14 protein-coding genes are annotated in these 14,429 nt (G+C 43.8%); 10 read left to right on the top strand and 4 right to left on the bottom strand.

The window, feature by feature from the left end:
* Window positions 1-2: 2 nt before the first annotated feature.
* Window positions 3-1,388: an argininosuccinate lyase gene (gene argH, locus ACO1PK_RS04400; RefSeq protein WP_423187460.1), complete on the top strand. Its 1,386-nt coding sequence runs from the start codon at window positions 3-5 to the stop codon at window positions 1,386-1,388.
* A gap of 116 nt (window positions 1,389-1,504) precedes the next feature.
* On the opposite strand, the gene ACO1PK_RS04395 is transcribed toward argH, so the two are convergent.
* Window positions 1,505-4,057, bottom strand: coding sequence for a penicillin-binding protein 1A (locus ACO1PK_RS04395; protein ID WP_423188165.1), 2,553 nt, complete (start codon window positions 4,055-4,057; stop codon window positions 1,505-1,507).
* Between the two features lie 155 nt (window positions 4,058-4,212).
* Between ACO1PK_RS04395 and ACO1PK_RS04390 the strand changes: the two genes are divergently transcribed.
* The 9 genes from ACO1PK_RS04390 to ACO1PK_RS04350 all read left to right on the top strand — a co-directional run bounded on the left by ACO1PK_RS04390 (window position 4,213) and on the right by ACO1PK_RS04350 (window position 13,074).
* Window positions 4,213-5,292, top strand: a complete 1,080-nt coding sequence (locus ACO1PK_RS04390; RefSeq protein WP_423187459.1) for a pilus assembly protein PilM — start codon at window positions 4,213-4,215, stop codon at window positions 5,290-5,292.
* Window positions 5,280-5,876, top strand: coding sequence for a PilN domain-containing protein (locus ACO1PK_RS04385; protein WP_423187458.1), 597 nt, complete (start codon window positions 5,280-5,282; stop codon window positions 5,874-5,876). Before ACO1PK_RS04390 ends, ACO1PK_RS04385 begins: the two co-directional genes overlap by 13 nt.
* Window positions 5,876-6,475, top strand: a complete 600-nt coding sequence (locus ACO1PK_RS04380) for a type 4a pilus biogenesis protein PilO (protein WP_423187457.1) — start codon at window positions 5,876-5,878, stop codon at window positions 6,473-6,475. Before ACO1PK_RS04385 ends, ACO1PK_RS04380 begins: the two co-directional genes overlap by 1 nt.
* Window positions 6,472-7,005: a pilus assembly protein PilP gene (locus ACO1PK_RS04375; protein WP_423187456.1), complete on the top strand. Its 534-nt coding sequence runs from the start codon at window positions 6,472-6,474 to the stop codon at window positions 7,003-7,005. Before ACO1PK_RS04380 ends, ACO1PK_RS04375 begins: the two co-directional genes overlap by 4 nt.
* Before the next feature lie 15 nt (window positions 7,006-7,020).
* The gene (locus tag ACO1PK_RS04370; RefSeq protein ID WP_423187455.1) at window positions 7,021-9,084 is read left to right on the top strand and encodes a type IV pilus secretin PilQ; all 2,064 of its coding nucleotides are present in this window, start codon (window positions 7,021-7,023) and stop codon (window positions 9,082-9,084) included.
* A 173-nt stretch (window positions 9,085-9,257) separates the two neighbouring features.
* Window positions 9,258-9,776 (top strand): shikimate kinase AroK, encoded by a 519-nt coding sequence (aroK, locus tag ACO1PK_RS04365; RefSeq protein WP_423187454.1) that lies wholly within the window; start codon window positions 9,258-9,260, stop codon window positions 9,774-9,776.
* A 32-nt stretch (window positions 9,777-9,808) separates the two neighbouring features.
* On the top strand, window positions 9,809-10,864 hold the full coding sequence (gene aroB / locus ACO1PK_RS04360; protein WP_423187453.1) for a 3-dehydroquinate synthase: 1,056 nt from the start codon (window positions 9,809-9,811) through the stop codon (window positions 10,862-10,864).
* Window positions 10,864-12,246, top strand: a complete 1,383-nt coding sequence (locus ACO1PK_RS04355; RefSeq protein WP_423187452.1) for an SPOR domain-containing protein — start codon at window positions 10,864-10,866, stop codon at window positions 12,244-12,246. Before aroB ends, ACO1PK_RS04355 begins: the two co-directional genes overlap by 1 nt.
* Window positions 12,247-13,074 carry a Dam family site-specific DNA-(adenine-N6)-methyltransferase gene (locus ACO1PK_RS04350; RefSeq protein ID WP_423187451.1) on the top strand — a complete coding sequence of 276 codons (828 nt, stop codon included), beginning with the start codon at window positions 12,247-12,249 and terminating at the stop codon, window positions 13,072-13,074.
* A gap of 20 nt (window positions 13,075-13,094) precedes the next feature.
* On the opposite strand, the gene ACO1PK_RS04345 is transcribed toward ACO1PK_RS04350, so the two are convergent.
* From ACO1PK_RS04345 to ACO1PK_RS04335, 3 genes are all read right to left on the bottom strand, one after another.
* Entirely contained in the window at window positions 13,095-13,265 is a 171-nt protein-coding gene (locus ACO1PK_RS04345; protein ID WP_423187450.1) for a DUF2970 domain-containing protein, read from the bottom strand.
* A gap of 35 nt (window positions 13,266-13,300) precedes the next feature.
* Window positions 13,301-13,537 carry a hypothetical protein gene (locus ACO1PK_RS04340; protein ID WP_423187449.1) on the bottom strand — a complete coding sequence of 79 codons (237 nt, stop codon included), beginning with the start codon at window positions 13,535-13,537 and terminating at the stop codon, window positions 13,301-13,303.
* 124 nt (window positions 13,538-13,661) lie between these two features.
* Window positions 13,662-14,345 carry a TorF family putative porin gene (locus ACO1PK_RS04335; protein WP_423187448.1) on the bottom strand — a complete coding sequence of 228 codons (684 nt, stop codon included), beginning with the start codon at window positions 14,343-14,345 and terminating at the stop codon, window positions 13,662-13,664.
* Between the last annotated feature and the right edge of the window lie 84 nt (window positions 14,346-14,429).

Raw genomic sequence — 14,429 nt, 5'->3', positions numbered from 1 at the left:
TTATGGCGATGTGGGGAGGTCGCTTCACGGAAGCAACATTGGCAGAGTTTCGCGATTTTAACGATTCGCTAAGCTTTGACTATCAGTTAGCCTTGCAAGATATCGAGGCATCCAGAGCTTGGACTGCCGGCTTATTGCAAGCGGGTATTATCAACCAGTCAGAAGCGCAACAGTTGGATACAGGCTTAGCCGACTTAGCGGTTGCGATTGCAGCGGATCCCAAGTTACCGCTACAAACGCAGGAAGAGGATATCCATAGCTGGGTGGAAGCCCAGCTTACAGCTAAGTTAGGTGATGTGGCGAAAAAGCTGCATACGGGTCGTAGCCGCAACGATTTAGTGGCAACGGATCTGCGGTTATGGACGCGTTTAAATGCAGGGCAGGTACGCCAGTCGTTGTTAGCGGCCATTAAAGCCTTGTTGGTATTTGCTGACCGTGCAGAAACGGCGGTGATGCCAGGCTTTACCCACTTGCAGCGGGCACAGCCGGTATTGGTTGCACACTGGGCTTTGGCCTATGTGGAAATGTTTAAGCGTGATTTGGGGCGGCTTGATGATGCGGTCGTGCGCTTAGATAGCTGTCCCTTAGGTTGTGGTGCTCTGGCGGGTACAGGCGTGGCGATGGATCGGCATACCTTAGCACAGCGCTTAGGTTTTGCGGTGCCGGCAGCCAATAGCCTAGATGCGGTATCGGATCGTGATTATGTGGTCGAGTTATCAGCTGCGGCCAGTTTGTGTATGACCCACTTATCGCGTTTATCTGAAGATGTGATTTTCTTCTGCTCAGGCGAAGCCGGTTTCTTTAAACTGGGTGATGCCATCAGCAGTGGCTCATCTTTAATGCCACAAAAGAAAAACCCAGATGTGTTTGAGCTATTACGTGGCAAAACCGGTCGGGTGCTGGGCCATTTGGTCGCCATTATTCATGTGATCAAAGGCTTACCTTTAGCGTACAACAAAGATATGCAGGAAGATAAGCAAGGCTTTTTTGATCTGATGGCGACCTGGCAGCAATCGTTATTGGTACTTGCCACAGTGTTACCGCATCTCAGTGTTAATACTGCGCAGTGCCGCCGTGCAGCCGAGCTGGGGTATAGTAATGCCACTGATTTGGCTGACTATCTGGTGGATAAAGGCATTCCATTTCGCGATGCCCATGAGCTATCAGGTGCCTTAGTGTTAAAAGCTTCAGCGGCAAAGGTAGCATTAGAAGCCTTACCCTTAGCCGAAATGCAGCAAGTATGCTCGTTAATTGCAGCAGATGTGTTTGCGGCTTTAACCATTGAAGCGGGTTTAGCGAAGCGCGCGGCTTTTGGTGGCACGTCGCCAGAGCAGGTGTTAAAAGCGTTAAAAGAAAATCAGCTATGGTTTGATAGTTTGATAGTTTGATAGTTTGATAGTTTGATAGTTTGATAGTTTGATAGCGCAATTCAGAAATTTAAAAAACCGGCAATGCCGGTTTTTTAAATTAAGACAGGGCTATGTTTTGCTATAACAATTTCTGCTCAAAATAACTCATCAAGCTCAGCGGCTTTCTCAGGTTTTTCTTCACCAAATTGGACGAGCGGCAGGCTACCCGCTGCATATTGCGTTGGTTCGCTACCCAGTTTAAAAAACTCAAATGCGCTTGTATAATCATTGCGCCGACTTAATAAACCAGAGGCCAAATCAATTCTAACCGACGAAATTCCTATGGGTGGAGTGAGTGTTTGCTCTGGGTAAGACGGCAACACATCCCGCATAAAACTCAGCCAAGCAGGTAAAGCTGTCCGAGCTCCAGCCTCTGTTCCCGAGCTTTGATCTCGTCCTAAATTAGCATTCCAAGTAGCCCTACCTAAACTACGATTTGCATCATCAAAACCGACCCAGCTAGTAACCACCAGTTGTGGCGTAAAGCCAGAGAACCACGTATCTTTTGAATCATTAGTAGTACCGGTTTTACCTGCAATATCTCTGCGACCTAAGCTCTGCGCTTTCCAAGCGGTGCCATTCCAGCCGGTGCCTTGTTGCCAGTTACCGCCTCCCCAAATACTACTTTTTAAGGCATCGGCAATTAAGAAGGCATTCTGAGCACTGATCACTCTTGGTGCTGCAGTAATAGCATGCTCAACCACAGTGTTTTCATCGAGTAACGCTGCATGCTGGTTGTCATTGTGAGTCTTGCTAGGTTGGCAATCATCACAGGCAACAACCTGCTTATGTGCATAAATTAACTGATTGTCAGCATTAAAAACCTTTTCAATTAAATAAGGTTGCACTAAAAAACCACCGTTAGCAAACACCGCATAGCCCGTTGCCACTTCTAAGGGGGTTGAGGAAGCAGAACCTAAAGCCAAGGTTTCATTACGGGGCAGATCTGTAGCAGCAAAACCAAATTTTTGCAGATGTTCAATACCCGCATCAATGCCTACCGCACGCAAGAGTCTGATTGAAACAACGTTTTTTGATTTTGCTAAAGCTTCACGAATACGGATAGGGCCATCATACACCGCTGGTGAGTTTTTAGGACGCCAAGCGATACCTGCATTGCTATCCCATTGATGTATAGGCGCATCATTTATGATACTTGCTAGTGTATAACCTTGCTCTAACGCGGCAGAGTAAATAAAGGGCTTAATGTTCGATCCTACTTGCCTTTTAGCTTGAATGACACGATTAAATTGACTTTGAGCAAAACTAAAGCCGCCGACTAAGGCTCTGATAGCACCGTTTTGAGGATCTAAAGCGATAAGAGCACTGCTGACAGCAGGCACCTGACTTAAACGCCAAGCCTTATCTTGTTGGCGCACGAGAATGTGCATGCCTGGGGCGAGTATCGCTGCGGCGGTTTTCGGTGCTGCGCCTTGCCGTTCATCATTAATAAAGCTACGCGCCCATTTAAGGCCTTCCCAGTCGATTGTGACTGATTGGCCCCCTTTTAGCATCACATCAACGCTTTGTTGTGCGACATGCGTTACTACTGCAGGGATAAGGTCTTCAATTGCTGACTGTCGATTTAAATACTGTTGTAATTCTTCTGCATCAAGGCGACCTGTTTCGGTAAATTCGGCTGTCTCTGCATCCTTGGCTAATAACGTCGCTTGCCAAGCGCGTGCCACTGGGCCGCGGTAACCATGGCGTTCATCGTAATCATAGACGTTTTGCTGCAGCGCACGCAGCGCGGCAGCCTGTTGCTGGCTAGTGACTGTGGTATAGACTCTGAATCCATCAGAATACGCGACTTCTTCACCAAATAGGTCAACCATTTGCTGGCGAGCCATCTCAGCAATATAAGGGGCTGAAGCAGTAATTTGAGCGCCATGCAAACGACTGGTAATAGGTGCAGCAATAGCTTGTTCGTAAGTGGCTTGGTCAATAGCTCCGGTATCTAACATTCTGCCAAGGACGACATTTCGTCTTGCTCGCGCATTACTTGCTGAACGAACAGGATTTAGAATGGAAGGGGCTTTAGGTAGGCCAGCAATAATCGCCATTTCATCAACGCTAAGTTCATGTACTGTTTTACCAAAATAGACTTGAGCAGCTGCACCTACACCAAAAGCACGTTGGCCAAGTTCAATTTTATTCAGGTAAAGCTCTAAGATCTCGTCTTTAGTTAATAGCTGTTCGATATGAATTGCGAGGAAAATTTCTTTTATTTTACGGATAAGTTTCTTTTCCCTTGTCAGGAAAAAATTGCGTGCTAACTGTTGTGTTATGGTACTAGCACCTTGGCTTAATTCCCCTGACGTAGCTACGACAGACGCTGCGCGCATAATACCGATAATATCAATCCCTGGATGGTCATAAAAGCGCGTATCTTCGATGGCTAAAAAGGCTTGGATCAGTAAAGGTGGCATTTCATCCAGTTTAAGAGGAATGCGGCGTTGCTCGCCAAACTGAGAAATTAATTCACCATCCGCAGTAAAAATTTGCATTGGTGTTTGTAGACGAACGTCTTTTAACGTCGAAACATCGGGCAATTGATTTTTAAGTAAAAAATAAGTTGCAAAAATAGCAACTAAACTTAACAAGAAGCCGGATGTTAAAACAATTAAAATTTTTTTAAACCAAGACACCATATGACCCCAATTTTTCACTCCCAATTCTGCAATTGTGCTGCTAGTATATATTTATTGGACTGAGATTAAACGTTTTTTGTTGTTAAACTTAGCGTTAGAACTAAGCTTGATCAATTAAAAGTGTTTAAACAATTAAGTGATTACAGGAAGCCATGATAAAAAGCCTGTTCAGCAAAAAATCACCCGTAATGGTTGGAATCGACATCGGCTCTCACTCCGTTAAAGCTGTGCTATTAAGCATACAAGACGGCTATTATAAAGTTGAAGCTTTTGCCATAGAACCTATGGCCAAGGGCGCCATGACTGATCGTGAAATACAGGATATTGAAGCGGTTGGTGTAGTTCTAACCAAAATCCGTAAAAAGATTCCACGCTCCGTTAAATTTGCCGCTGCTGCCATATCCGGTTCTACCGTTATCAGTAAAGTCATTTTTATGGATGTGTCCTTAACTGATGCTGAACTAGAAAGTCAGATTGAGGTTGAAGCAGATACGCTAATTCCTTATCCGTTAAACGAAGTTAGTCTTGATTTTGAAAAATTAGATGTTAACGAATCTGACCCTTCAAAAGTGAATGTGCTTTTAAGTGCAGCGAGAACAGAAACTATTGAAAGCAGGGTGGCTGCCTTGGCCAGTGCTGACTTTACCGCTAAAGTTGTTGATGTAGAAAGTTATGCGTTAAGTCGAGCTGCCGAGCTTTGTTTGGGGCAGCTCCCCGCAGATGCAGCTAACAAAGTCGTTGCCTTGGTTGATATTGGCGCCACTATGACTTTATTAAGTATTGTAGAAGGCGGTAAAACGCTTTACACGCGTGATCAGGTATTTGGTGGTGAACAATACACTCGCAGCATCTTGTCATATTATAACAAAACCTATGAAGAAGCCGAGTTAGCCAAAGTCTCTGGTGATTTGCCGCCCAATTATACCTTTGAAGTGCTGGCACCGTTTCAAACGATGTTATTACAGCAAATCCGCCGCGGTATACAAATGTATTTAACCAGCAGTGGTAAGGATGCCATAGATTACCTAATTGTGTCAGGTGGCTCAGGGATGATTGAGGGTATTGATAAATTGCTAATTGATGAGCTTGGTATCCACACTGTTATTGCGAATCCATTTAGCAGCATGGAAATGGCACCCGCTATAGAGCGTGAGGCAATAGAGAAGTTTGCCCCGCAGTTAATGGTGGCCAGTGGTTTAGCACTAAGGAGTTTTTCGCCATGGCATATATAAATTTATTACCTTGGCGTGATGCGGCTCGCAAAGAGCAACAAAAAAATTATGTGATGGTGTTAGCTTTAACGGCTTTGAGTAGTTTTTTACTCTTTTTCATCATAAATCAGGTTTACAATGCACGTTTAGATGGTCAAGCTAAACGTAATCAATACTTAGAAAGTGAAATTTCAATTTTAGATCAACGTATTGCGGAGATCCGGAATCTAACCGAAACCAAACGCAGTTTGCAGCAGCGCATGAATTTGATTGAACAGTTACAAGGCAGTCGTAACTTAGGTACGCAAATTATGACTGAGATCGCAGAAATAGTACCAAACGGTGTTTATTTAACGCTGTTAGAGAAAAAAGGCTCCTCATTATTACTGGTGGGTAAAAGTGAGTCCAATAATCGATTATCTAATATGCTACGTGAGGCAGAGCAGTCAGAGTTACTCACTGAGCCGTATTTGGAGTTTATCGAAGCCGGACGTGAGCGTTCAAGTTTATTGAGTGATTTTAAAATGCACTTAAAAATAAGTGGTTATGAAGCACTTGAACAAGCAGCTGCGACTGGTAACGGTGCTACTCAAGGAGGACGATAGTGAGCTTTAATCTTAAATCTGCAGATTTTGATGTCAATGACCTCGACCTTGAAAACATGGGTTCTTGGCCTTTAGTGGTCAAGATTATTTTTGCGCTAATTGTTGCTATTCTGGTTTCTGTTCTAAGTTACTATCTTTTGATCGACAGCAAAATCGATCAGCTTCAGGCTGCCACAGCAAAAGAAACCGAATTACGGCAGCTATACCAAAGACGTTATGCGGCAGCAGTAAATTTAGAAGCCTACCGTGAACAAATGAACGAAATGGAAAAAACCTTTTCGTTTTTGTTAAAGCAGCTGCCAACTACCCATGAAACCCCCGGCTTACTGGATGATATTACCTACGTAGGAACCACTAGCGGTCTTACTTTTACTAGAATAAATTGGGAACCAGAGGTAGAGCAGGACTTTTATACCGAACTGCCTATTCGGATTAACGTGATTGGCAATTACCATCAGTTTGGGAATTTTGTCAGTGAAGTTGCTAAACTTCCCCGAATAGTTAGCTTACACGACTTTACTATAGAAGCTGACAAGGATGACCGCCTGCGTTTTAATGTTGTTGCAAAAACTTATCGTTATAAGGAAACAACGAAATGAGAGCTTTGTTAGTTGCTTTCTTTTCTTTGCTGTTGTTAAGCGGCTGCTTTGATAGTGTAGAAGATATTCAAGCTTACATGGATGATGTAAAAGCGAATACCAGACAACGCATCGAGCCGTTGCCGCAAGCAAAGGAGTTTACTCATATTGAATATACTGCAGCGAATGAGCGCAGTCCTTTTGTTGCGCCAACACCCGAAGCGATTCAGGACCGCTTTTTACAACAACAAGACTGCTTACACCCTGATCCTGATAGACGCAAAGAGCTACTTGAGCGATTCGCTCTTGATAACTTAAAAATGCGTGGCACATTAGGCGGTAGCAACAAGCTTTGGGCATTGGTTGAATCAGCGGATAATGTGGTGCATAGAGTATCTACAGGTAATTACATGGGGTTGTTTCATGGTAAGATTCTTAATGTACAACCTACTTATATCGATTTACTAGAATTAATCCCTGACGGTTCAGGATGCTGGATAGAACGAAACACAAGAGTCCAGATGTTCGAAGCTGCAGCAGCAGGCAACTAGGTACGTGAGTATATTATGGATAAATTAGCTAGAATCAAAAATGCAGGACGTAAATTTAGCCCTTTGTGGCTTTTAGCCTGTTTGTTAATCACTTTGCCTGTTACAGCCTCTCCTTTGCTGTATGAGGTTCGTTATAATCCTTTGTTAAATGGTGAAACTGAAATTGAGTTCATCTTTGACGAGCCGCTGGCTAATACGCCTGAAGTTACTTTGCTTAATTCCCCTGCTAGGCTAAGTGTGAGCTTTGCAGCAGCTGAGTTAGAGCCTCGATTAGCTAACGTAGCGATTGATAGCGCAGGTATTACTCAAATCCGCTCGATGCTTACAGAGCAAGGAGTGACCTCCGTCATTGGTATGGAGTCATTAAAGGTATACCGGACGCGGATGAGTGAGAATATTTTTGCAATCCATTTGGCGGATACGCCACAGGTCACTCGCCCTGGTACAGTTTCTGAGATTAACCCAAGCTTTATCAATCAATTACAAGCTATTGATTTTCGACGCGGTGATAAAGGCGATGGTCGGGTTTTAGTGTTTTTAAAAGAAAGTTCTGCCGCCATTGACGTGCAGGAGAGGCTGGGCAAATTAGAAATTGAATTTCACAACACCAGTATTCCTGATGAGCTTTTATATGAATTAGATGTGCTGGATTTCGCCACTGTTGTTAAAACTATCGAAACCTTCAGAGAGGGTAGCTCAACGCGCTTAGTCATAGATGCAACTGAGCAATTTACTTATAGTTATCAGCAGGTTGATAATATTTTCACGTTAACTATGCAGAAAGAAGCGGTTAATCGTGGCCTTGGAGCAAAGAAAGAGTATCAAGGCCAGCCTATTTCTCTTAACTTCCAAGATATTCCAATTCGAACCGTGTTACAGATTATTGCTGATCACAATGGCTTTAACTTGGTCACCAGCGATTCTGTCAGTGGTAATGTGACCTTAAGACTGGATGGCATTCCTTGGGATCAAGCGTTGGATATCGTATTGCGGGTGAAGGGGCTTGATCGCCGCATGGAAGGCAATATCCTGATGGTGGCACCAACTGAAGAACTCGCTTCTCGGGAAGCCCGTGAATTAGAGGCAAGGCAGCAAGTTGAGCAGTTGGAACCGCTTTTCTCTGACTTTCTGCAAATCAATTACGCTAAAGCGGCTGATCTAGCGGGCTTATTATCAAATAAAGAAGCCACCTTGTTGTCAGCACGGGGTAGCGTGGTCGTAGATGAGCGCACCAATACGATTTTAATTAAAGATACTGCCCGTATTATTGAAAATGTCCGAAGCTTAATTCAGCGTTTAGATATCCCGGTACGCCAAGTATTAATTGAATCACGTATCGTTACTGTGAACGATAATGTCACTGATGAGCTAGGTATCCGTTGGGGATTAAGCGATCAGCAAAGCAGTAGTGGGGGGAATCGCGGTGTTTCTGGTAATTCTAGTGGGGCAAACTCTATTTCTACAGGTAATTTGCCTACCTTAGACGATCGTTGGAACGTTAACTTACCGGTGTCTAACCCTGCTGGCAGTATTGCCTTTCATGTTGCGCGTTTAGCGGATGGTACTTTACTAGACCTTGAATTATCAGCGTTGGAACAAGAAAATAAAGGTGAAGTAATTGCTAGCCCACGCATTACGACTTCTAATCAAAAAGAAGCCCGTATTGAGCAAGGTGTTGAAATTCCTTATGTTCAAGCTGCTTCGAGTGGTGCAACCACGGTAGAGTTTAAGAAAGCGGTCTTAAGTCTTACGGTTACCCCACAAATCACCCCAGATAATAAAATTATTCTTGATTTAGTTATCACGCAAAATACTCGTGGTGAAACGGTGCAAACGCCTACAGGTCCTGCTACGGCTATTGATACTCAGCAAATTATGACGCAGGTATTGGCCGATAATGGTGAAACCATCGTGCTTGGTGGTATCTACCAACAGCAGATTGTCTCAACGGTTAGTAAAGTGCCTTTGCTAGGTGATATACCTTACCTAGGTGTAATGTTCCGTAACAAGCGTGAGCTTAACGAGAAGAGTGAGTTGTTAATCTTTGTAACACCTCGTATTTTGACGGAAGGCCAGTAACACATTCACCGTGCAGCAGTGTTACACTGCTGCACTCGCTGACAGGTAAATCAGAATTAACTTGCCAATGAAAGGCTATTCCTGACATAATTCAGCGCTTCAATTTTTCGTGGGAGCCTAACGGTCCTTGAATTCAACTTTTCTTTGAGTTAGCTGATTTAGCAATACGACATATGGCAGAAAAACGTAATATCTTCCTAGTGGGTCCTATGGGTGCGGGTAAAAGCACAATTGGCCGCCATTTAGCAGACATGCTGCATCTTGAATTTTATGATTCTGATCAGGAAATTGAACGCCGTACTGGCGCAGATATTGCCTGGGTTTTCGATTTGGAGGGTGAGGAAGGATTCCGTGTGCGTGAAGAAAACGTCATTCAGGATTTAACTGAGCTTCAAGGTATAGTACTGGCTACCGGCGGTGGTTCAGTGTTAAGCAAAGAAACGCGCAATCGCTTATCTGCAAGAGGTATAGTTGTCTATTTGGAAACGCCTATTGAAAAGCAGGTAGCTAGAACACAGCGTGATAAAAAGCGGCCTTTACTGCAAACTGAAGAAGAACCGAAAGAGGTGCTTGAGCGGTTAGCTGCTGAGCGAAATCCACTTTATACTGAGATTGCTGACTTCACAGTGCGTACTGACGATCAAAGTGCGCGCGCAGTCGCCAATCAAATAATCGAACAACTTGGTTTCTAAACATCGATCTTAACTAACAGGGAGAGCTGCTAATGCAAAAAGTTGAGGTACAACTTGGCGAACGCAGCTACCCTATCAATATTACCCATGAGTTTACCAGTTTACTGCCTGAGTTAGCTGCAGCGGCTCAGGTAGTGATCATTTCCAATTCAGTAGTAGCAGAGCATTACTTACAATCTGTTATCAGCTTGTTTGAACAACAGCCGCTACATTTTTTATTACCTGATGGCGAAGCCCATAAAACCTTAGCGTCGTTTGAGCAGGTTTTATCTTTTTTACTCGAACAGAGAATGTCCCGTGATCTGGTGTTAGTTGCTTTGGGTGGGGGCGTTATCGGCGATCTCACCGGTTTTGTGGCTGCCTGCTACCAACGTGGTGTAAGATTTGTACAGATACCCACGACTTTGTTATCACAAGTAGATTCCTCGGTTGGCGGTAAAACTGCAGTGAATCATCCACTTGGTAAGAATATGATCGGTGCCTTTAAGCAACCTGAACAAGTTGTGATCAATACTGCGGTGTTACAGACTTTACCGCAGCGTGAGTTTGCGGCGGGCATGGCTGAAGTTATAAAATACGGCTTACTCGGTGATAGACAATTTATTGATTGGCTGTTGCAGCATGCCGAGGCTATACGCCAACATGATGCCAGTATCTTAGCCCAGATGATTCGGCATTGTTGCCAGATGAAAGCGGATATTGTCAGTCGTGACGAGACAGAGCAAGGCGAAAGAGCCTTGCTGAATCTTGGTCATACCTTTGGCCATGCAATCGAGGCCTTTATGGGCTATGGCACCTGGTTGCACGGTGAGGCTGTTGCTGCAGGAATGATGATGGCGGCTAAACTGGCGCACAGTCGTGGTTGGTTAACGGCCGCAGAGGTCGAGGTTTGCTCGACATTATTAATGGCGTTCGATTTACCTATTGCTCCACCGCCGACAATGTCTATTCATGATTTTCTGCCTTATATGAAAGCAGATAAAAAAGTGAAAGCTGGTAAAATGCGTTTTGTGTTACCCACCGCTCTGGGTAAAAGCAGTGTTGTCGCAGATGTCACTGAGAGCGAGCTACTGCAAGTTTTTGCCTGATGAAAATCCGAGGCCTACAACAGCAATTGGCCAACTCTACTTATCTGCTGCCTTCGCAGCGTGATTTATTGTCACGTTTGTTGTTTCAATTGGCTTTTAATGACTTTACTCGACTTGCCATCTTTGGCCCTGAAGGCAGTGGCAAAAGCACCTTAGCGTTGACCCTTGCCGAGTTATTCTCTGAGTGCGAAGAAGTCCCCGTCAATGTTGCGCTGTTGCAAGCCCCTATTGCCATTGACCAGCTGGTGGCCCAACTTGGGCAGCAATGGTTTGCCGATGCGCATCTAGTCACTACGGAGCTTGAGCGTAAACTTGCCCAGGAATCATCTTCGACGGAATGGATTTTAATTATTGATAACCCAGAGCAATTAACAACAGAGCAGCATAGTTGGTTGGCTAGTTTAGCCGTTAGAACCTTTATGTTTACAAGTTCGGCACAACAGGATGTGCAGTTAAATTTAGCTATTCCAGCCCTAACATTGGCTGATTGTGAACACTTATTACAAGCTGAAAAACTTAATCCTTTGTTGCTGGCCGAGCGGTTTGCGAATTGTCAGGGGAGTTTATATCAGGTACTTGCCAAGAATGTTGTTTATTCTAAAGAGTCTGAACGAAAAACAGCCGAAAAACTCCCCTTATTACCGGTGGCGATAGGCGTGATGTTAGTGGTGCTAGTGTTGGCCTTTATGCTGCAAGAGCAGGTTGCCACGCCTGAATTAGTCCGCGCTGAGCCGGTTTCTATATTGCCAGATCAAGCTCAGGACAGTGTGCCTCAAGTTGAACAGCATACCCAGTCTGAATTAGAGCCTGTTTTGACTGACATTACTGAGTTACCTGAGTTTCCTGAAGTAGACAAGCAAGTTGCGTTAGTACCTGAAAATGCGGTTGTCATGGATGAGCCTCAAGCGCCTGGTGTTTCGGCTATTAGTGCTGCTGAAAAGAGTACGAGTAATAACAGTGAGATTGCTGCAGCTAACGCTTCGACGGCAGCGTCTGAAAGTATTTTGCCAGTGCCTTCAGCAACGATTGATAGCACAGAAGAGCGCGCAGCGATCTATGATCATACAGCGTTACTAGCGGCGTCCTCTAGAGACCTAGTGGTACAACTTGCCGTTTTATCAACTGAAAATGCGTTAAATCTATTTAGGCAAAATTATCCGCAATTAGCCATTTTGGTGTATCAAAGAAGTTGGCAGGGTAAAGCGCAATGGATTATTGTGAGCACACCTTTTACCAATTCCATTCTGGCCAAACAATATATTGAGAAGTTACCAAAGTCTCTCAATTCGAGTGGACCTTTCATCAAAACGGTTGGTGCGGTACAACAGGAAATACAAGCCTGGCAACGTTTAAAACTGGCTAAGACCAATCAGGGTAATTAAGTGGTACAAAAGAAAAGTCGGGCCTTTTTAAAATGGGCTGGCGGCAAATATAATCTTGTCGCACAGTTACAACAGCACCTACCAGAAGCTGATTGCCTGGTTGAGCCCTTTGTTGGTGCTGGATCGGTATTTTTAAATACGCATTATCCCAAATATCAGTTAAATGATATCAATGCTGACTTAATAGACTTATACAAAATTATTCAGCATCAGCCAGAAAGTTATATCGCCGATGCGAAAACACTCTTTACTGCTAGTGCAAATCAACGCAGCAGTTATTTAGCCTTTAGACAGGAATTTAATGCTGCAACAGATCCTTATCAGCGGGCATTATTATTTTTGTATTTGAATCGGCATGGTTATAACGGCCTATGCCGGTATAATTTATCTGGAAAATTTAATGTTCCCTTCGGAAGTTATAAAAAGCCCTATTTTCCGGAAGCTGAGCTTTATTTCTTTGCAGAAAAATCGCAGCAGGCCGAGTTTTTTTGTTGTTCCTATCAACAGATGTTTCAACAGTTACAACCTAATTACGTTGTCTATTGCGATCCTCCTTATGTGCCTTTAAGTAAAACTGCCAGTTTTACCAGCTACGCAAGGCAAGGCTTTACGCTTGATGATCAAGCTCAACTAGCTATCTTGGCTGAACAGTCGCAAGCAGCAGGAACCAGTGTCTTGATCAGTAATCACGATACCACTTGGACGCGTAAAATTTATCATCAAGCAGAATTGCACACGATAGAGGTCGCGCGTTCAATTAGTCAGAAAGGCCAAAGCAGAGGTAAAGTTGCTGAAATATTCGCGCTCTATCTGGCAACAAAGCGCTGATGCTAAAAACGTGTTCAGGATTAACTGAGTACGAGTGATACGATTAATATAAGAATACCGATAAAAACTAGGGCGAATACTAAGGCTGTCACGATATAAGGCAAAGCACTAGTACTTTGAAAGTCTTTGAGACGCTGTTGCTCTGATTGCACACCAATAAAAGCACCTAGTACGGCTTTGGCAATTTGCAATAGTGATGCTTTGTGACCACTCATCAGCAAAAGAGTTAGTTTTTGCTGCTAGTTGGCAGCAAACGAGTTACCAGTTCTAAAAAGTCGACGAAATGAAATTGCGCCGAACGGCTATCGCCAGAGAGCCAGCTACCCCAGCTACGTTGTAAAGCCGTACAGTTCTCAGTTTCTGAGCTGACGCAGTGTTGGCTGCTCTCCATCTGCCAAACAGCAAAAGCTAACAATACGCCGGCTGTACAAAGCAGAGGTTTGCCAGTTTTGTTAAGTTTCATGTTAATTCCTGTTAACGTGTTGCTTGGCGATGATGATAGTACATAATGTCACCAGACACAAGCTGATTATATATTAAGCGTTGTGTCTGGCGTGGAGGAATTACATTATAGTGTTGCTACTCGCTTAAAACCCCTTAGAAACGCCAAAAATAACGCGGCTATCACAAAGCGTACATTCTTTAATATCAGTATCGATATAAGCCAGTGATAAGCCTAAACCTAATACTTCTGTGCTCAGTGTAACGCCATAGTCTAAATAACTGGCTGAGCTATCATCGCTAAATTCGTTCTGACCGATATGAAAATCTACACTAAGTTGTTCGGTTAGGGCCAAGCTGTAGCCGGCGTAGATATAATAATAGGTACCCGTATTGGCGTAAAAATCATCACTATAATTTAAACCTAGTGTGATATCTTTATAAGATACCGAGCCATAGAGTTCCCAAAAATTTGAACCGGCAATTTCTGTATTGGGATAGCCATAACGCATGATGCCCACATCGGCAGACCAGTCTTCTGCGATATCACCGCTCCAACCAAATAACACATCTAATTCAAGCGTACCTTGACCACCAAAATCCACGCTTGAGCCCCAAACCGACAAGTAAAACCCAGAGTCACCCGCTAAAGTTAAACCACCTTGAATGGCTGCTGCTTCATCAGTCTGAGAAATACCACGGAACGCATAATCAGAAACAAAGGTCAGATCACCGCTGACTTCTACAGCCTCAGCTTTAGAACTTAAGGCGCTTAAGGTAAAGAGTAAACTGCTACAAGTTACAACTGAGAGTGTTTTTGCTAATTTCATTTTTTATGCTTCCCCTTAGATTAGTTTCGATGTAACTATTTCCAAGATATGTGCCAGTAAGTTATTTTTAATAAAAACATAGCT

The organism is Alishewanella sp. d11 (assembly GCF_049390205.1).
Classification (GTDB): Bacteria; Pseudomonadota; Gammaproteobacteria; order Enterobacterales; family Alteromonadaceae; genus Alishewanella.
Note: the sequence above shows the minus strand (reverse complement) of the source record. Positions and strands in the feature narration are given on the sequence as shown.